Below are 18,266 nucleotides of genomic sequence, written 5' to 3'. Positions count from 1 at the left end.
CGGGCCCGTGGGCGTACGTGGACCGGTTACGCGGCCCCGCCTACCTTGCGCTCCAAGCGAACAGTTCCGGAACCGGGATGGTGTTGTCCTACCTGCGCGTTAGGGTCCATGAATACGAGGGCACTGCCCTCGGAACGAGACGCTGAGACGGCCTCTGGCCGTCGGAGACGAGCAGGTGGATACGTGACGAATCTGAAGCCTTACGCCGCGGGTGAGCCGTCCATCGGTGGCGGCCTCGGCGACCATGTCTACAACCGGCTGCTCGGCGAGCGGATCATCTTCCTCGGCCAGCAGGTCGACGACGAGATCGCCAACAAGATCACCGCTCAGATGCTCCTCCTGGCCGCCGACCCGGAGAAGGACATCTTCCTGTACATCAACAGCCCGGGTGGCTCGGTGACGGCCGGCATGGCCGTCTACGACACCATGCAGTACATCCCCAACGACATCGTGACCATCGGTATGGGCATGGCGGCCTCCATGGGCCAGTTCCTGCTCACCGGCGGCACCCCCGGCAAGCGCTTCGCCCTGCCGAACACCGACATCCTGATGCACCAGGGCTCCGCCGGCATCGGCGGCACGGCCTCCGACATCAAGATCCAGGCCGAGTACCTCCTCCGCACGAAGAGGCGCATGGCCGAGATCACCGCGCACCACTCCGGCCAGACCGTCGAGGCGATCATCCGCGACGGCGACCGTGACCGCTGGTTCACCGCGGACGAGGCCAAGAGCTACGGCCTCATCGACGACATCATCACGCACGCCGCGGGTGTTCCCGGCGGCGGCGGCACGGGCGCCTGAGCCCCGGCAGTCCGCTCAAGAGCCCCAGCCCACCGAACGCCACCAGGACGGTGAACACCCAGATGCAGAACAACCTCTCCGCGAGCGGCCTTTACACCGGCGCGCCGATGGACAGCCGCTACGTCGTTCCGCGCTTCGTCGAGCGCACCTCGCAGGGCGTCCGCGAGTACGACCCGTACGCGAAGCTCTTCGAGGAGCGCGTGATCTTCCTCGGTGTGCAGATCGACGACGCCTCCGCCAACGACGTCATGGCGCAGCTCCTGTGCCTGGAGTCGATGGACCCGGACCGCGACATCTCCATCTACATCAACAGCCCTGGTGGTTCCTTCACCGCGCTGACGGCGATCTACGACACGATGCAGTTCGTGAAGCCGGACATCCAGACGGTCTGCATGGGTCAGGCGGCCTCCGCCGCGGCCGTGCTGCTCGCCGCCGGTACGCCCGGCAAGCGGATGGCCCTGCCGAACGCCCGCGTGCTGATCCACCAGCCCTCCGGCGGCACCGGCCGTGAGCAGCTCTCCGACCTGGAGATCGCGGCCCGCGAGATCCTGCGGATGCGCAGCCAGCTGGAAGAGATGCTGGCCAAGCACTCCTCGACGCCGATCGAGAAGATCCGCGAGGACATCGAGCGTGACAAGATCCTGACCGCCGAGGACGCCCTCGCGTACGGCCTGGTCGACCAGATCGTCTCGACTCGCAAGAGCACGGCCTCCGCGGAGCGCTGACGCCCGACCTTCCCTCGGTACGGGGCACATGACGTATTCCCGTCCATGTGAACCGTGCCAAGGGGGGCCCGAACGGGGGGCCCGGCAAGGTACCGTCGAATATGAGGCACCAGGAGTAGCTGAACCAAGCGACTCCCAGGCGAAGGGGAAGCACCTCGTGGCACGCATCGGTGATGGCGGCGACCTGCTCAAGTGCTCGTTCTGCGGAAAGAGCCAGAAGCAGGTGAAGAAGCTCATCGCAGGACCCGGTGTGTACATCTGCGACGAGTGCATCGACCTCTGCAACGAGATCATCGAGGAAGAACTCGCGGAGACGAGCGAGGTGCGCTGGGAGGAACTCCCCAAGCCCCGCGAGATCTACGAGTTCCTCGAGGGATACGTCGTCGGGCAGGAGCCCGCGAAGAAGGCCCTCTCGGTCGCGGTGTACAACCACTACAAGCGCGTCCAGGCCGGCGAGAACGGCGGCGCGCAGGGCCGGGACGACGCCATCGAGCTGGCGAAGTCCAACATTCTGCTGCTCGGCCCCACGGGCTCAGGTAAGACGCTGCTCGCGCAGACCCTGGCCCGGATGCTCAACGTCCCGTTCGCCATCGCCGACGCGACGGCGCTGACGGAGGCCGGCTATGTCGGCGAGGACGTGGAGAACATCCTGCTCAAGCTGATCCAGGCGGCCGACTACGACGTCAAGAAGGCCGAGACCGGGATCATCTACATCGACGAGATCGACAAGGTCGCCCGAAAGAGCGAAAACCCGTCGATCACGCGTGACGTGAGCGGTGAGGGCGTCCAGCAGGCCCTCCTCAAGATCCTTGAGGGCACCACCGCCTCCGTACCGCCGCAGGGCGGCCGGAAGCACCCGCACCAGGAGTTCATCCAGATCGACACGACGAACGTGCTCTTCATCGTGGGCGGCGCGTTCGCCGGCCTGGAGAAGATCATCGAGTCGAGGGCCGGCGCCAAGGGCATCGGCTTCGGGGCGACCATCCGCTCGAAGCGCGAGATCGAGGCGAGCGACCAGTTCCAGGAGGTCATGCCGGAGGACCTGGTGAAGTTCGGGATGATCCCGGAGTTCATCGGCCGTCTCCCCGTCCTCACCTCGGTCCACAACCTGGACCGCGAGGCGCTCCTCCAGATCCTCGTCGAGCCGCGCAACGCACTGGTGAAGCAGTACCAGCGCCTCTTCGAACTCGACGGCGTGGAGCTGGACTTCGACCGCCCGGCCCTGGAGGCCATCGCCGACCAGGCGATCCTGCGCGGCACCGGCGCGCGCGGCCTGCGCGCCATCATGGAGGAGGTCCTCCAGTCGGTGATGTACGAGGTCCCGTCCCGCAAGGACGTGGCCCGGGTCGTCATCACGGCGGACGTCGTCCGGAACAACGTCAACCCGACGCTGGTCCCCCGGATCGTGAAGAACGACGGCAGGCACGAGAAGTCGGCCTGACGGCAGGCGAGCAATGAGTGAGGGGGTCCCGCCTTCGAGGCGGGACCCCCTCACTCATGTCCGGTCGGTGACTCCGAGGTTCAGAGCTTGACGCGGACTTCCTTGCGCAGCTTTGCGGCGATGGAGGCGGCGTCCTCCATCGAGCCTTCCTTGCCCGCCATCATGTCGGCCATGTTCATCGGAACGACGAAGCCGACCGTGCTGTGGTCCGCCCACACGCAGACGGTCATGGCGAACGCCGGGGTGGACTCGGCAGGGTTGGCCGGGGACTTGGCCTGCTGGCACTTGAGGACGGCGCCGTCCAGCTCCGCGGGAGTGAACTCCTGCGGGCTGCCGGCCAGATCCATCTTCGGATCGCCGGGCTTGCTCTCGCCCTTCTCCTTCTCGGACTCCGCCTTGATGCCGGCGAAGACGTTGTCGACGACCTTCTCGGGGTCGTCGATCTCGCCGTAGAGGCCGCTGAAGGAGATCATCTTGGTGCCGAGCGGGTTGGCCGCGTCCTTCGCCTCGTAGGAGGCGCCGACGTTCGTGGCGTTCTTGACGCCCTTCTGCTCGGCGTCCTTGAGGGAGTCCTTGTCGCCACCGCCGCCGCCGGGCTTCTTCTTGTACTCGGTGAGCACGGTGTCCGGGGTGGTCAGCTTGTGCGGGCCGTCGTCCGCGACCGAGGAGCCACCGCCGCCGAGCAGGAAGTACGCGCCGACGCCGAGTGCCGCGACGACCGCGACCGCGCCGATGACGAGGCCCGTCTTCGACTTCTTCGGGGCCGGGGGGTGCGGCACGTAGCCGCCGGGGCCCTGGGGGGCGCCGTACTGGGGCTGCTGGCCGTAGGGGCCGGGCTGCTGGGCCTGCGGGTAGCCGTACGGCGGCTGCTGCGGAGGGACGCCCTGCGGGGCCTGCTGTGGGTATCCGTAACCCGGCTGCGGCGCCTGCGGCTGGCCGTACGGGCCCGGCTGCTGCGGCTGCTGGCCGTACGGGCCCGGCTGGCCGTAGGGCCCGGGCTGCTGGGGCGGCTGGCCGCCGTACGGGCCGGGCTGGTTGTAACTCATCGACAGGTTCCCCTCACAGGATGTTTATGCCTACCGAACATCCTGGCGGAACCGCAGAGGCGGAAGTGCGGCGGGGGCCACACCGTTACCGAACCAAAGCGTTTCGGGACGGGGCGGCGACACCCCTAAACTGGCCCCGTGACCGAGAACACTCAGCAGCAGACAGCGCCCACCACCGAACTGCCGACCCAGTACGCGCCGGCCGAGGTAGAGGGGCCGCTGTACGAGCGCTGGGTAGACCGGGGGTACTTCGAGGCGGACGCGAAGAGCGAGAAGCCCGCGTACACGATCGTCATCCCGCCGCCGAACGTCACCGGGTCGCTGCACCTGGGCCACGCCTTCGAGCACACGCTGATCGACGCCCTCACCCGCCGCAAGCGGATGCAGGGCTTCGAGACGCTGTGGCAGCCGGGCATGGACCACGCGGGCATCGCCACCCAGAACGTCGTCGAGCGCGAGCTCGCCAAGGAGGGCAAGTCCCGCCACGACCTGGGCCGCGAGGCCTTCGTCGAGCGCGTCTGGGAGTGGAAGGCCGAGTCCGGCGGTCAGATCGCCGGCCAGATGCGGCGCCTCGGCGAGGGCCTGGCGTGGAGCCGGGACCGCTTCACCATGGACGAGGGGCTGTCCCGCGCCGTCCAGACCGTCTTCAAGAAGATGTTCGACGACGGTCTGATCTACCGCGCCGAGCGCATCATCAACTGGTGCCCGCGCTGTCTGACGGCCATCTCCGACATCGAGGTCGACTACCAGGACGACGACGGCGAGCTCGTCTCCATGAAGTACGGCGAGGGTGACGACACCATCGTCGTCGCGACCACCCGCGCGGAGACGATGCTCGGTGACACCGCCGTCGCCGTCCACCCCGACGACGAGCGCTACGCCCACCTGATCGGCAAGCGGATCAAGCTGCCGCTGACCGACCGGACCATCCCGGTCGTCGCGGACACCCACGTCGACCCGGAGTTCGGCACGGGCGCGGTCAAGGTGACCCCGGCGCACGACCCGAACGACTTCGCTATCGGCCAGCGCCACGGCCTCGAGTCCATCGAGGTCCTCGACGAGCGCGGTGTGATCACCGTCCACGGCCCCTTCCAGGGCCTGGACCGTTTCGAGGCGCGCTCCGCGATCGTCGCCGCCCTGCGCGCCGACGGCCGGATCGTCGCCGAGAAGCGGCCGTACGTCCACTCCGTCGGGCACTGCTCCCGCTGCAAGACGACGCTGGAGCCGCGTCTGTCGCTCCAGTGGTGGGTCAAGGTCGAGACGCTGGCCAAGGCCGCCGGCGACGCGGTCCGCGACGGTCAGGTGAACATTCACCCGGCCGACATGTCGCAGCGCTACTTCGACTGGGTCGACAACCTCAACGACTGGTGCATCTCGCGCCAGCTGTGGTGGGGCCACCGCATCCCGGTCTGGCACGGCCCGAACGGCGAACTGGTCTGCGTCGGTCCCGACGATCAGCCGCCGACGGGCGAGGGCTGGACGCAGGACACCGACGTCCTCGACACCTGGTTCTCGTCCGGCCTGTGGCCGTTCTCGACGATGGGCTGGCCGGAGCAGACCCCCGACCTGGAGAAGTTCTACCCGAACTCCGTCCTGGTCACCGGCTATGACCTGATGTTCTTCTGGGTCGCCCGCATGATGATGTTCGGTCTGTACGCGATGGACGGTCAGCCGCCGTTCCGTACGATCGCGTTCCACGGCATGGTCCGTGACGAGTTCGGCAAGAAGATGTCGAAGTCGTTCGGGAACACGGTCAACCCGCTGGACTGGATGGACAAGTACGGCTCCGACGCCCTGCGCTTCACCCTGGCCAAGGGCGCCAACCCGGGTGTGGACGTCCCGATCGGCGAGGACTGGGTCCAGGCGTCCCGCAACTTCGCCAACAAGATCTGGAACGCGACCCGCTTCGCCATGATGAACGGCGCCACGGTCGAGGGTCCGCTGCCGGACGTCGCGGACATGTCGGCGACCGACCGCTGGATCCTCTCGCGGCTGAACAAGGTCGTCGCCGAGGCGGACGCCTTCTACGACGACTACCAGTTCGCGAAGCTCGCCGACGGCCTCTACCACTTCGCGTGGGACGAGGTCTTCGACTGGTACGTCGAGCTGTCGAAGACGACCTTCTTCGACGGCGGCGAGCAGGCCAAGGTCTCGGCCCGGGTCCTCGGTGAGGTCCTCGACGTCACCCTGCGCCTGCTGCACCCGATCGTCCCCTTCGTCACCGACACCCTGTGGACCACCCTCACCGGCGGCGAGTCCCTCGTCATCGCGGACTGGCCCAACGACAGTGGCTTCCGCGACGAGGCCGCCGAGAAGGAGATCGAGCTGGTCCAGCAGGTCGTCACGGAGGTCCGCCGCTTCCGTTCCGACCAGGGCCTCCAGCCCGGTCAGAAGGTTCCGGCCCGGCTCGACGTGACCGGCACCGCGCTGGCCCCGCACGAGGCGGCCATCCGTCAGCTGCTGCGTCTCCAGCCGGAGGGCGAGGGCTTCGCCGCCACCGCCTCCCTGCCGGTCGCCGGGGCGACGGTCGCGCTCGACCTGTCGGGCACGATCGACGTCGCCGCGGAGCGCAAGCGCCTCGCGAAGGACCTCGCGGCCGCCGAGAAGGAGAAGGCCCAGGCGAACGGGAAGCTCGGCAACGAGGCCTTCCTCGCCAAGGCCCCGGACAACGTGGTCGACAAGATCCGCACCCGCCTCGCCAAGGCGGACGAGGACATCGCCCGTATCCAGAGCCAGCTGGCGAACCTGCCGCAGGCGTAGTACGGCACAGGGAGGGGCCCGGAACCGGTACACGGTTCCGGGCCCCTTTCGCGTGCCCGTCAGGACTCCGTGGCCGGCGGGCGTTGGGCGCGCGGACGAACGGGGTGAAGATCTCCTCGTGGTACTCCAGGGGGACCCCGCTGCCGGTGTCCCCGGCCGTCCTCCGGGGTGAAGCGCAGCGCGTTGCCGAGGAGTTCCTCCAGGGCGCGCTCTCCTCCAGGAGGCGGTCCCGCTCCTCCGGCCGGTCCAGCATCCCGGCCAGATGGAGCAATGTGGGCGAAGTGCCTGATCTCACACCAGAAGGGACTTCAGGTCCACGGCTTCGGGACGAAAGACCTTGGATGATGGACGGCATGTCCCGCCTCCCCACCGTCCCCGCGCTGCGCCGTTGCGTGGACCGGTGGGCCGTCTCGCCCCGTGCCCTCGACGTCGTCGCCGCGCTGAGCGCCTTCGGCCTGATGGTCCTCGACGTGCCCGGGCTCGCCCGCGCCGACAACTCGCTCACCGGGGTCACCGCGACCCTGGTCCTGGCGGCCGGGGCGGCCACGCTGGTGCTCAGGCGCCGGCTGCCGTGGGTCCCGTACCTCGTGGCGCTCGGGCTGATGGGGTGGCTCCACGAGCTCACCATGATCCAGTTCGCGCTGTACTCGATCGGCCGGTTCCGGGGGCGGCGGGCCGCGGTCGCCGCCACCGTGCTCTACATCGGCCTGGCGTGCGCCTTCTTCCAGCTGCCCGGCTGGCCCGCCCGGCACGGCGCCACCCTGAGCGACTTCCTGAGCATCGTCGTCCCGATCGGGGTCCTCGCGGCAGGCGTCGGCATCGCCGCGTACCGGCAGGACCTCGTGCGCGCCCTGGAGGTCCAGCGCCGCGAGGCCGCCGCCCGGCAGGCCGTCCAGGAGGAGCGGATCTCCGTCGGCCGGGACGTCCACGACCTCGTCGGCCGCGAGCTCACCGTCCTCGCGGTGCGGGCCGAGGTCCTCGCCGTACGGGCGCGGGGCGGGGCGCACCAGAAGGACTTCGAGGAGCTCGCGGACACCGCCCGCCGCGCCCACCTGATGCTCAATGAGACGATCGTGCGCCGCGCCGACCGGGACGCGGCCACCCCCGGCCTCGAAGGGCTCGCCGCGCTCGCCGAGGAGAGCGAGCGGATGGGCAGCCCCGTGGACCTGACGGTCGAGGACGCGGCCAAGGCGCTGTCGCCGCTGCGGCAGGCGGCCGTCCACCGGGTCGTCCAGGAGTGCCTGACGAACGCGGCCAAGCATGCGCCGGGCCTGCCGGTGACGGTCACGATCACCGTGGAAGGTCCCGATCTGCGGATCGACGTACGCAACCCGCTGCCGAAGACCCCGCCGGACCCGGCACCCGTCTCGACGGGCACCGGGCTGTTCTCCATGGAGGAGCGGGTCGTCAGCATGGGCGGGACGCTCACGGCGCGCGGGGAGGGCGGGGCGTACGGGGTGACGGCGCTGCTCCCGACGGGCCTGAACCGCTGATCGATGAGCTGACCCGATGAGCTGACCCGCTGGGCGGACCCGCTCACCGGACCCGCTCTCCGGATCCGCTCACCGGCCCCCCGCTCACCGGACCCGTTCCGCCTTCCCCATCACCCGCTGGAGACTGTCGAAGTCCTCCACGCACCGCCCCGAGCCCAGTGCGACGCAGTCCAGCGGCCGGTCGGCGACGAAGACCGGGATCTCCGTCGCCGAGGCCAGCCGCAGGTCGAGTCCCGGCAGCAGCGCCCCGCCGCCGGTCAGGACGATGCCGTGCTCCATCACGTCGCCCGACAGCTCCGGCGGGCACTCCTCCAGGGTCGCCCGCACCGCCGCGATGATCGCCTCCACCGGCTCGTCGAGCGCCGCCCGCACCTCCGGCACCGTCAGCTCCACCGTCCGGGGCAGCCCGCTGACCTTCTCCCGCCCCCGTACGGTGAAGGTCCGCCGCTCCCGCTCCTCCTCGCCCGGCACCGGCCACGCCGAACCGATCGCGACCTTCACGTCCTCGGCCGTGCGCTCGCCGATGAGCAGCGAGTGCTCCTTGCGGACGAAGTCGGTGATGGCCGCGTCGAGGCGGTCGCCGCCGACGCGCAGCGACTGGGCGGTGACGATCCCGCCCAGCGAGATGACCGCCACCTCGGTCGTCCCGCCGCCGATGTCGACGACCATCGAGCCGCGCGGGTCGGAGACCGGGAGCCCCGCCCCGATCGCCGCCGCCATGGGCTCCTCGATGAGGTGGACCGCCCGCGCGCCCGCGGAGAGCGCGGCGTGCACGATCGCCCGCCGCTCGACGGGGGTCACCCCGCTGGGCACGCAGACCACCATCCGGGTGCGGGGCCGGCGGCGGCCCGGGACGGCCTTGCGCACGAAGTGCCGGATCATCTCCTCGGCCGCCTCGTAGTCGCTGATCACGCCGTCCTTCAGGGGCCGGATCGCGGTGATCGAACCGGGCGTACGGCCGATGGTCTCCTTCGCCTCGGTGCCGACCGCGAGCGCCTGCCGCGAGCCCTCCTGGACCGCCACCACGGACGGCTCGTTGAGCACGATGCCCTGGCCCCGGGCGTAGAGGAGCGTGTTGGCCGTGCCGAGGTCGATCCCTATGTCCATGATCGCCAAGTTTGCCCGGCGACTCCGGCGGACGGGGGACCGAAAGTCCCGAAAGGGGTGGGTCCATGGTCCTGTCGGTACCCCTCCGTAGACTGGGCCCGTGAGCGAGCCGAGCGACCCGAGTGACCAGTTCGACGACATCGTCGACAACGAGACCCTTCGTGACCCCGACCTGGCGGTGATCGAGGCCGGCAGCCGCACCCTGCGCGCCCAGTCCGGTCCGGTCCAGGGTGACCCCGTGCCCGGCCGTCCCGAGGACCCGGAGCTCGACAAGGCGCTGCGCGCGGTCGAGACCGAGCTGTCCACCCGCTGGGGCGAGACCAAGCTGGAGCCCTCGGTCACGCGGATCGCGGCCCTGATGGACGTGCTCGGCGAGCCGCAGCGCGCGTACCCCTCGATCCACATCACCGGCACCAACGGCAAGACGTCGACGGCCCGCATGATCGAGGCGCTGCTCGGCGCCTTCGAGCTGCGCACCGGGCGGTACACCTCGCCGCACGTGCAGACGATCACCGAGCGGATCAGCCTGGACGGCGCCCCGATCTCCGCCGAGCGGTTCATCGAGACGTACCAGGACATCAAGCCGTACGTGGAGCTGGTCGACGCCCGCGAGGAGTACCGCCTCTCCTTCTTCGAGGTCCTCACCGGCATGGCGTACGCGGCCTTCGCCGACGCCCCGGTCGACGTGGCCGTCGTCGAGGTCGGCATGGGCGGCACCTGGGACGCGACGAACGTCATCGACGCCTCCGTCGCCGTCGTCACCCCGATCGACCTCGACCACACCGACCGGCTCGGCGGGACCACCGGCGAGATCGCCGGCGAGAAGTCCGGGATCATCAAGCAGGGCGCGACCGTCATCCTGGCCCAGCAGCCGGTGGACGCCGCCCAGGTCCTGCTGAAGAAGGCCGTCGAGGCGGACGCCACCGTCGCCCGCGAGGGCATGGAGTTCGGCATCGTCGCCCGCGAGGTCGCGGTCGGCGGCCAGCTCCTCACCCTGCGGGGTCTCGGCGGCGAGTACGAAGGCGTCTTCCTGCCGCTGCACGGCGCGTACCAGGCGCACAACGCGGCCGTGGCGCTCGCGGCGGTCGAGGCCTTCTTCGGGGTCGGCGCGGACCACGCGAGGACCCTGGACGCGGACACGGTCCGCCGGGCCTTCGCCCAGGTCGCCTCGCCCGGGCGCCTGGAGATCGTCCGCTCCTCCCCGACGGTGATCCTGGACGCCGCGCACAACCCGCACGGCGCGCGCGCCACGGCGGAGGGCGTCAGCGAGTCCTTCGGCTTCTCGCGGCTCGTCGGCGTGGTCTCCACGAGCGCCGACAAGGACGCCCGGGGTCTCCTGGAGGCCTTCGAGCCGATCTTCGCGGAGGTCGTCGTCACGACGAACTCCAACCCGCGGGCCACGGACGTCGACGCGCTCGCCGCGATCGCGGTCGAGGTCTTCGGCGAGGACCGGGTCGTCGTCGAGCCGCGGCTGCCCGACGCGCTCGAAGCGGCCATCACCCTCGCGGAGGAAGAGGCCGAGTACGGCGGCGCGGGAGTCCTCGTGACCGGTTCGATCTTCACGGTCGGCGACGCCCGGCTGCTGCTGCGAAGGGGCTGACACCGATGCGCATGCTCTGTTCCTCGACGCTCATCGCCGAGTTCTTCGTCATCGGCTTCGCCGGTCTCGTCGCCATGAAGGACGACAGCCTGGCCATGTCCACCGTCTGGACGGTCTGCGGCGTCGCGATGCTCCTCTCGGTGCTGCTGTGCGGGATGGTCACCCGTCCCGGCGGCGTACAGCTCGGCTGGGCCCTCCAGATCGGCCTGATCGCCAGCGGTTTCTTCGTGCCGGTCATGTTCGTCCTCGGCGTCGCCTTCGCCGTCCTGTGGTGGGCGTCGGTGCACTACGGCCGGAAGGTCGACGACATCAAGGCGCGGTGGGCCGCGTCGCAGTCCGGGCAGCCCGCACAGGCCACGGCAGGGCCTGACGCTGCGTAATCGAGGGGCGTGCGGGCCCTGTAGCCTCGGAGGCCCGCACACCGCTTTTCCGAAGGAGTCCCCCCGTGAGCCAGCGCACGCTCGTCCTGCTCAAGCCCGACGCCGTCCGCCGTGGCCTGATCGGCGAGATCATCGGTCGTATCGAGCGCAAGGCCGGCTGGACCCTCGCGGCCCTGGAGCTGCGCGAGCTGGACCAGGACACGCTGGAGCAGCACTACGGCGAGCACAAGGGCAAGCCCTTCTACGAGCCGCTGATGGGCTTCATGTCCTCCGGTCCGGTCGTCGCGCTCGTCGTCGAGGGCGAGCGGGTCATCGAGGGCGTCCGCCAGCTCGCGGGCCCCACGGACCCGATCGCCGCCGCGCCCGGTTCCATCCGCGGTGACTTCGGCACCATCGTCCGCGAGAACCTGATCCACGCCTCGGACTCCGAGGAGTCGGCTCTCCGCGAGCTGAAGATCTTCTTCCCGGGTCTCGTCTGATCCGGTGCCGACCGGATGCTGACCCGGCGTCAGCCGATCGGCACAACCCTGTGGGGCGACCGAAGGAATTTCGGTCGCCCCCAGGCATATGAACGCCAATCCCGGGAACGGATCGCCGCGTCCTGCCGTCACCAGTACTGAGGTGGACCAACGCGCGGCATCCGTGCGGGCGGCACTACGATGGAAAAATTCCACGCCGCACACTCTCAGCCATGGGAAATCAAGGGGAACTCAATGTCGTTCATCGGCCGTGACATGGCTGTCGACCTCGGGACCGCCAACACGCTGGTGTACGTCAGGGGCCGAGGCATCGTTCTGAACGAGCCGTCCGTCGTCGCGATCAACACCAACACCGGCGGCATCCTGGCGGTTGGTGCAGAGGCGAAGAAGATGATCGGCCGGACACCCGGCAACATCGTCGCCGTCCGCCCGCTCAAGGACGGCGTGATCGCCGACTTCGAGATCACGGAGCGGATGCTCCGTTACTTCATCCTCAAGATCCACAAGCGCCGCTACCTGGCCCGCCCCCGGGTCGTCGTCTGCGTGCCCTCCGGCATCACCGGTGTGGAGCGACGCGCCGTCATCGAGGCCTCGACGCAGGCCGGTGCCCGCCAGGTGCACATCATCGAGGAGCCCATGGCGGCGGCCATCGGCTCGGGCCTCCCCGTCCACGAGGCCACCGGGAACATGGTCGTCGACATCGGCGGCGGCACCACCGAGGTCGCCGTCATCTCCCTCGGCGGAATCGTCACGGCACAGTCGATCCGGGTCGCCGGCGACGAGCTGGACAACGCGATCATCCAGCACATCAAGAAGGAGTACTCGCTCCTCCTCGGTGAGCGGACCGCCGAGCAGATCAAGATCACCATCGGCTCGGCCTACGACCTCGACAAGGACGAGCACACCGAGATCCGGGGCCGCGACCTCGTCTCCGGCCTCCCCAAGACGGTGGTCATCTCCGCCGCCGAGGTGCGCAAGGCCATCGAGGAGCCGGTCAACGCCATCGTCGACGCCGTGAAGACGACCCTCGACAAGTGCCCGCCGGAGCTCTCCGGTGACGTCATGGACCGCGGCATCGTTCTCACCGGTGGAGGCGCTCTGCTGCGCGGCCTCGACGAACGGCTCCGCCGCGAGACCGGCATGCCGATCCACATCGCCGAGGACCCGCTGGACTCGGTGGCGCTCGGCGCCGGCAAGTGCGTGGAGGAGTTCGAGGCCCTCCAGCAGGTGCTGGACGCCCAGCCGCGCCGCTAGAGCCGTACGCACGAGCAACACCCCACAAGAGAACAAGCACAGCCGAAGAACGAACCACGAGGAAAGGCACGGCCGCCGCACGTGAGGGACACACGAGAGAGCCGGCTGCTCCTGGTGCTGCTGATCGCCATCGCGTTCGCACTGATCACGGTGGACATCCGCGGCGGGCAGGAGTCACCCGTCGACGGTGCCCGGCAGGCCGCCGCCGCGGTCTTCGGACCCGTCGAGAACGGTGTGGCGGCGGCCGTCGACCCCATCGGGAACGCCATAGGCGCGGTCCGCGACTCCGGTGAGCGGCACACCCGGATCGCCGCCCTGGAGAAGGAGAACGCCGAGCTGAAGGCCGAGCTCGGCAGCGACGACCGCAACCGCAACCGGCTGCGCGAGCTCGACGCCATGCTCAAGACCGCCGGCGCCGGGCAGTACGGCATCAAGGGCGCCCAGGTCATCGCCATAGGAGCGGCCCAGGGCTTCTCCTGGACGGTCACCGTCGACATCGGTGCCCGCGACGGCGTCAAGCGGGACATGACCGTGCTCAACGGCTCCGGACTCGTCGGCCGCGTCACCACCGTCGGCCCGTCCACCTCCACGGTCCTCCTCGCCAACGACCCCGACTTCACCGTCGGTACGCGCATGGAGAAGAGCGACGAACTCGGCTTCGCCACCGGCCAGGGCGACGGCCCCCTGCTCGTCCAGCTCCTGAACGGCAAGGCCAAGGTGAAGCCGGGGGACCGGCTCGTCACCTTCGGCTCCAGCGGCGACAAGCCCTTCGTGCCCGGCGTCCCGGTCGGCGAGATCGTCCGCATCGACCCCGCGGGCGGCGGCCTGACCCGCAACGTCTACGTCCGTCCGTACGTCGGCTTCACCAAGCTCGACATCGTCGGCGTCGTCGTCCAGGCGCCCCAGTCCAACCCCCGCGACATGGTGCTGCCGCCGAAGCCCAAGCCCGCGCCGACCGTCACCGTCACGGTCACACCGCCGCCACCGGACGGACAGCAGCCGAACGAGAACCAGCAGGGCCAGAACCAGCAAGGCCAGGACCAGCAGGGCCAGGACCAGGGGGACGCGACACCGTGAAGTTCAACCGCATCCTCCTCTCCGCGACCCTGATCGTGGTCGCCCTGGTCGTCCAGGTCTCCGTCCTCGCCCGCCTCCAACTCCCCGGCGCCGTCCCCGACCTGGTGCTCCTCACCGTGGTCGCCCTCGCCCTGGTCTACGGACCCGTCAGCGGCTCCCTGATCGGCTTCTCCGCCGGTCTCCTCGCCGACCTCGCCCCGCCCGCCGACCACGCCGCCGGCCGCTACGCCCTCGTGCTCTGCGTCATCGGCTACCTGGTCGGCCTCGCCAAGCCCGAGAACGGCCGGCTGACCTCCGCGACCGGCCCCATGGCCGTCGTCGTCGCCGCGGCCGTCGGGTCCACCCTCCTCTACGCGGGCGTCGGCGCCCTCGTCGGGGACACCGCGGCCCGCCATGTGGGCCTCGGCTTCCTGCTGTTCACCGCGGCGGTCTACGACCTGCTCCTCGCGCCCTTCACCGTGCCGCTCATCATGGCGCTGGCCCGGCGCGCCGAGAACGATCCGCTGTCCGACGCCGGCGGGGCGAACGGCACCGACGTCGCCTCCGGCTGGCTCTCCTCCGGCACGGGCCTGCGGATCGGCAACCAGCGCGGCGGCCTGCGCGTGAAGTCCGCCCGGAGCCGCGCCGCACGGGCCGGCCGCATCAAGGGCGTCAAGCGACTGTGACCGAGGGGGTCCCGGCAGTATGAGCAACATTCCCGAGACCGGGCGGACCCCGCGGGTCCAGATCCGGCTCGTCGTCATCCAGATCCTCGTCTTCTCGCTGCTCCTGACCCTGGGGGGCCGCCTCTGGTACCTCCAGATCCGCAACGGCAAGGAGTACACGGACGAGGCGAAGAACAACCACGTCCAGCAGGTCGTCCAGCCCGCCGTCCGCGGCTCCATCCTGGACGCCCGCGGCGTCCCGCTCGCCGACAACGAGACCCGCCTGGTCGTCTCCGCGTCCCGTACCGAGCTGATGAAGATAAAGGACAAGGGCAAGGCCGTCCTGACCCGGCTCGCAGGCGTTCTCGAGATGAAGCCCGAGGACGTCATCAACAAGATCCGGCTCTGCGACTCCCAGACACCCAAGCCCTGCTGGAACGGTTCCCCGTACCAGCCGATCCCGGTCACCGACGAGGCCACCACCCAGCAGGCGCTGACGATCCGCGAGAGCACCGAGGACTTCCCCGGCATCACCGCCGAGCCCGCCGCCGTACGCCGCTACCCCGCGCCCGGCAAGGCCCGCACCTCGCAGGTGCTCGGCTACCTCTCGCCCGTCACCGACTCCGAGATCGAGAAGGCGAAGGACGGCGACTCGCCGTTCCTCCGCTCCGACCAGGTCGGCCGCTCCGGCATCGAGCGCACCTACGACAAGGAGCTGCGCGGCAAGGCGGGCGTGACCCGCTACGAGGTCGACAACCTCGGCCGGGTCATGGGCCAGACCGAGTCCGACCCCGGCGTCGCGGGCTCCACGCTCGTCACCAGCATCGACGCCCGCGTCCAGGCCGTCGCCGAGTACGAGCTCAACGCGGCCATGAAGCTCGTCCGGGGCGAGACCGACAAGATCACCAACCGCAAGTACGAGGCCGACGCGGGCGCTGTCGTCGTCATGGAGTCGAGGACCGGCCGCGTCGTCGCGATGGCCTCCCAGCCGGACTACGACCCCAATGCCTGGGTCGGCGGCATCTCGGCCAAGGACTACGCCGCTCTCACCAGCAAGAAGTCCAACTACCCGCTGCTCAACCGGGCCATCCAGGGGCAGGCCGCCGCGGGCTCCATCTTCAAGGTGGTGTCGGCGAGCGCCGCCGTACGGGCCGGCCACGACTTCAACGACAAGTACAACTGCAGCAGCTCCTACAGCCTCGGCAGCCGCAGCTTCGCCAACTTCGAGTCCCAGGGACACGGCCCCATCACCCTGGGCGAGGCCCTCAAGTTCTCCTGCAACACCGTCTTCTACGCCCTGGGCCACCAGGAGTGGCAGCGTGACGGCGGGATGAAGCCCAAGCAGGGCGCCAACGACTGGTTCTACAAGACCGCCCGGGACTTCGGGCTCGGCTCCGAGACCGGCATCGACCTGCCCAACGAGGTCAAGGGCCGCATCCCCGACCGCCAGTGGAAGCAGAGCTTCTGGGAGGCGAACAAGGACGGGTGGTGCAAGCAGGGCAAGAAGGGCGGCTCCTACGTCGAGCAGATCGCCTACGAGAGCTGCCTCGAAGGCAACCAGCTCAAGGCCTACGACAGCATCAACTTCGCCATCGGCCAGGGTGACGTCCTCGTCACCCCCATCCAGATGGCCACCGCCTACGCGGCCATCAGCAACGGCGGCACCCTCTACGACCCCACCGTCGGCAAGGCGGTCATCAGCCCCGACGGCAAGCGGGTCCGGGAGATCAAGCCGACCGCCCACGGCAAGCTGCCGGTCGGCGCCGAGACGATCCGCGACCTCGACAAGGGACTGCGTTCCGTCGTCGAGCCCGGCGGAACCGCCGCCTGGCGGTTCGGCGGCTGGCCCCAGGACAAGATCCCGATGCGGGCCAAGACCGGCACCGCCCAGGTCTACGGCAAGCAGACCACCTCCTGGCTCGCGACCTACACCGACGACTTCACCATCATCATGACGATCTCTCAGGGCGGCACCGGCTCCGGCGCGTCCGGCCCCGCCGTGCGCAACATCTACGACGCCCTCTACGGCCTGGACGACGCGGGCAACCAGGACCTCAAGCGGGCCCTGCTCCCCGGGCCGCAGAAGGCCCTGCCGAAGGTCAACGCCGACGGCACCATCGACGCCCCCGACATCAAGGCGTACGACCCGAAGTCGCAGCTGGTCGATCCCGTCGAGAACGCCGGTGCGCCGCCGCTCGCGGGCCCGCCCCCCGGAAGGCGGGACTGACCCGATGACGACACGTACCAGCTTCTCCGTCTCCCGTTACGCACCCGAGCGCGGGCCGCTCGCGAAGCTCACCGCCCGCGACTCGATGCTCCGCCGCCTCGACTGGCCGATGCTGCTCTCCGCGCTGGCGCTCTCCTTCATCGGGGCGCTGCTCGTCTGGTCCGCCACCCGGAACCGCACCGAGCTGAACCAGGGCGACCCGTACTACTTCCTCTTCCGGCACGCGCTCAATACCGGCATCGGGGTCGCCCTGATGATCGGCACGATCTGGCTCGGTCACCGCACCCTGCGCGGCGCGGTCCCGATCCTCTACACCCTCTCGATCGTGCTGATCCTCGCCGTCCTCACCCCGCTCGGCGCCACCATCAACGGCGCCCACGCGTGGATCGTCATCGGCGGCGGCTTCTCCCTCCAGCCCAGCGAGTTCGTGAAGATCACGATCATCCTGGTCATGGCGATGCTGCTGGCCGCCAAGGTCGACGCGGGCGACCAGCTCCACCCCGACCACCGCACCGTCGCCAAGGCCCTCACGCTGGCCGCCCTCCCCATGGGCATCGTCATGCTGATGCCCGACCTCGGCTCGGTCATGGTCATGGCCGTCATCGTGCTCGGCGTGCTGCTCGCCTCCGGCGCCTCCAACCGCTGGGTCCTCGGCCTGATCGGCGCGGGCATCGGGGGCGCGGTCCTCGTCACCGCGCTCGGCATGCTGGACGAGTACCAGATCAACCGCTTCGCGGCCTTCGCCAACCCCGAACTCGACCCCGCGGGCGTCGGCTACAACACCAACCAGGCCCGCATCGCGATCGGCTCCGGCGGCCTCCTCGGCGCGGGCCTCTTCAAGGGCTCGCAGACGACGGGCCAGTTCGTACCGGAGCAGCAGACGGACTTCGTCTTCACGGTGGCGGGGGAGGAGCTGGGCTTCGTCGGCGCCGGCCTGATCCTCGTCCTCCTCGGGATCGTGCTCTGGCGGGCCTGCCGGATCGCCCGCGAGACCACCGAGCTCTACGGCACGGTCGTCGCGGGCGGGATCATCGCCTGGTTCGCCTTCCAGTCCTTCGAGAACATCGGCATGACGCTCGGCATCATGCCGGTCGCGGGCCTGCCGTTGCCGTTCGTGTCGTACGGCGGCTCGTCGATGTTCGCGGTGTGGGTGGCGATCGGGCTGCTGCAGTCGATCAGGGTGCAGCGCGCGATGACGGCATAGCGGCCGCGCAGAGGCGATACGTACTAGA

General features: G+C 69.7%; 15 protein-coding genes. 13 read left to right on the top strand and 2 right to left on the bottom strand.

What is annotated here, in order from left to right; genetic code table 11:
- The first annotated feature begins 183 nt into the window (after positions 1-183).
- From ACFWWU_RS16590 to clpX, 3 genes are all read left to right on the top strand, one after another.
- The gene (locus tag ACFWWU_RS16590) at positions 184-801 is read left to right on the top strand and encodes an ATP-dependent Clp protease proteolytic subunit (protein WP_329623462.1); all 618 of its coding nucleotides are present in this window, start codon (positions 184-186) and stop codon (positions 799-801) included.
- Between the two features lie 62 nt (positions 802-863).
- Complete coding sequence (locus tag ACFWWU_RS16585) at positions 864-1,526, top strand: ATP-dependent Clp protease proteolytic subunit (RefSeq protein ID WP_384145246.1); 663 nt, start codon at positions 864-866, stop codon at positions 1,524-1,526.
- A 157-nt stretch (positions 1,527-1,683) separates the two neighbouring features.
- Positions 1,684-2,967: an ATP-dependent Clp protease ATP-binding subunit ClpX gene (gene clpX / locus ACFWWU_RS16580; RefSeq protein ID WP_015033605.1), complete on the top strand. Its 1,284-nt coding sequence runs from the start codon at positions 1,684-1,686 to the stop codon at positions 2,965-2,967.
- A gap of 80 nt (positions 2,968-3,047) precedes the next feature.
- Here clpX and ACFWWU_RS16575 read toward each other — a convergent pair whose 3' ends face one another.
- The gene (locus tag ACFWWU_RS16575) at positions 3,048-4,013 is read right to left on the bottom strand and encodes a hypothetical protein (protein WP_384145244.1); all 966 of its coding nucleotides are present in this window, start codon (positions 4,011-4,013) and stop codon (positions 3,048-3,050) included.
- 138 nt (positions 4,014-4,151) lie between these two features.
- On the opposite strand from ACFWWU_RS16575, the gene ACFWWU_RS16570 reads away from it, so the two are divergent.
- Together ACFWWU_RS16570 and ACFWWU_RS16565 are read left to right on the top strand one after the other, a co-directional pair.
- Positions 4,152-6,773, top strand: coding sequence for a valine--tRNA ligase (locus ACFWWU_RS16570; RefSeq protein WP_384145241.1), 2,622 nt, complete (start codon positions 4,152-4,154; stop codon positions 6,771-6,773).
- 353 nt (positions 6,774-7,126) lie between these two features.
- On the top strand, positions 7,127-8,266 hold the full coding sequence (locus tag ACFWWU_RS16565; protein WP_384145238.1) for a sensor histidine kinase: 1,140 nt from the start codon (positions 7,127-7,129) through the stop codon (positions 8,264-8,266).
- A gap of 84 nt (positions 8,267-8,350) precedes the next feature.
- Here the strand turns inward: ACFWWU_RS16565 and ACFWWU_RS16560 are convergent, their stop codons facing one another.
- On the bottom strand, positions 8,351-9,373 hold the full coding sequence (locus ACFWWU_RS16560) for a rod shape-determining protein (protein WP_384145235.1): 1,023 nt from the start codon (positions 9,371-9,373) through the stop codon (positions 8,351-8,353).
- Between the two features lie 100 nt (positions 9,374-9,473).
- Between ACFWWU_RS16560 and ACFWWU_RS16555 the strand changes: the two genes are divergently transcribed.
- The 8 genes from ACFWWU_RS16555 to rodA all read left to right on the top strand — a co-directional run bounded on the left by ACFWWU_RS16555 (position 9,474) and on the right by rodA (position 18,238).
- A complete protein-coding gene (locus ACFWWU_RS16555) occupies positions 9,474-10,973 on the top strand; it encodes a bifunctional folylpolyglutamate synthase/dihydrofolate synthase (protein WP_384145232.1) in 1,500 nt (499 codons plus the stop codon).
- A gap of 5 nt (positions 10,974-10,978) precedes the next feature.
- Positions 10,979-11,353: a DUF4233 domain-containing protein gene (locus ACFWWU_RS16550; RefSeq protein ID WP_384145229.1), complete on the top strand. Its 375-nt coding sequence runs from the start codon at positions 10,979-10,981 to the stop codon at positions 11,351-11,353.
- A 65-nt stretch (positions 11,354-11,418) separates the two neighbouring features.
- Complete coding sequence (ndk, locus tag ACFWWU_RS16545; protein ID WP_141301954.1) at positions 11,419-11,832, top strand: nucleoside-diphosphate kinase; 414 nt, start codon at positions 11,419-11,421, stop codon at positions 11,830-11,832.
- 234 nt (positions 11,833-12,066) lie between these two features.
- Entirely contained in the window at positions 12,067-13,086 is a 1,020-nt protein-coding gene (locus ACFWWU_RS16540; RefSeq protein WP_125753625.1) for a rod shape-determining protein, read from the top strand.
- Positions 13,087-13,167: 81 nt separating this feature from the next.
- On the top strand, positions 13,168-14,163 hold the full coding sequence (gene mreC / locus ACFWWU_RS16535; protein WP_384145224.1) for a rod shape-determining protein MreC: 996 nt from the start codon (positions 13,168-13,170) through the stop codon (positions 14,161-14,163).
- Positions 14,160-14,828, top strand: coding sequence for a rod shape-determining protein MreD (gene mreD, locus ACFWWU_RS16530; RefSeq protein ID WP_384145221.1), 669 nt, complete (start codon positions 14,160-14,162; stop codon positions 14,826-14,828). Before mreC ends, mreD begins: the two co-directional genes overlap by 4 nt.
- 19 nt (positions 14,829-14,847) lie before the next feature.
- Entirely contained in the window at positions 14,848-17,034 is a 2,187-nt protein-coding gene (mrdA, locus tag ACFWWU_RS16525; RefSeq protein ID WP_384145218.1) for a penicillin-binding protein 2, read from the top strand.
- A 4-nt stretch (positions 17,035-17,038) separates the two neighbouring features.
- Complete coding sequence (gene rodA, locus ACFWWU_RS16520; protein WP_384145215.1) at positions 17,039-18,238, top strand: rod shape-determining protein RodA; 1,200 nt, start codon at positions 17,039-17,041, stop codon at positions 18,236-18,238.
- Positions 18,239-18,266 lie beyond the last annotated feature (28 nt).

Origin of the sequence: Streptomyces sp. NPDC058650 (assembly GCF_042717315.1) — a bacterium.
Taxonomy (GTDB): Bacteria; Actinomycetota; Actinomycetes; order Streptomycetales; family Streptomycetaceae; genus Streptomyces.
The sequence above is the reverse complement of the archived record's forward strand: the minus strand, read 5'-3'. Positions and strand labels throughout refer to the sequence as shown.

What these genes read in the sequence shown, in the direction of transcription:
- ACFWWU_RS16565 (WP_384145238.1), top strand. Translation starts at nt 7,127, where the DNA reads ATGTCCCGCCTCCCCACCGTCCCCGCGCTGCGCCGTTGCGTGGACCGG.
- rodA (WP_384145215.1), top strand. Translation starts at nt 17,039, where the DNA reads ATGACGACACGTACCAGCTTCTCCGTCTCCCGTTACGCACCCGAGCGC.
- ACFWWU_RS16540 (WP_125753625.1), top strand. Translation starts at nt 12,067, where the DNA reads ATGTCGTTCATCGGCCGTGACATGGCTGTCGACCTCGGGACCGCCAAC.
- mrdA (WP_384145218.1), top strand. Translation starts at nt 14,848, where the DNA reads ATGAGCAACATTCCCGAGACCGGGCGGACCCCGCGGGTCCAGATCCGG.
- ACFWWU_RS16585 (WP_384145246.1), top strand. Translation starts at nt 864, where the DNA reads ATGCAGAACAACCTCTCCGCGAGCGGCCTTTACACCGGCGCGCCGATG.
- ACFWWU_RS16560 (WP_384145235.1), bottom strand. Translation starts at nt 9,373, where the DNA reads ATGGACATAGGGATCGACCTCGGCACGGCCAACACGCTCCTCTACGCC.
- ACFWWU_RS16550 (WP_384145229.1), top strand. Translation starts at nt 10,979, where the DNA reads ATGCGCATGCTCTGTTCCTCGACGCTCATCGCCGAGTTCTTCGTCATC.
- ACFWWU_RS16575 (WP_384145244.1), bottom strand. Translation starts at nt 4,013, where the DNA reads ATGAGTTACAACCAGCCCGGCCCGTACGGCGGCCAGCCGCCCCAGCAG.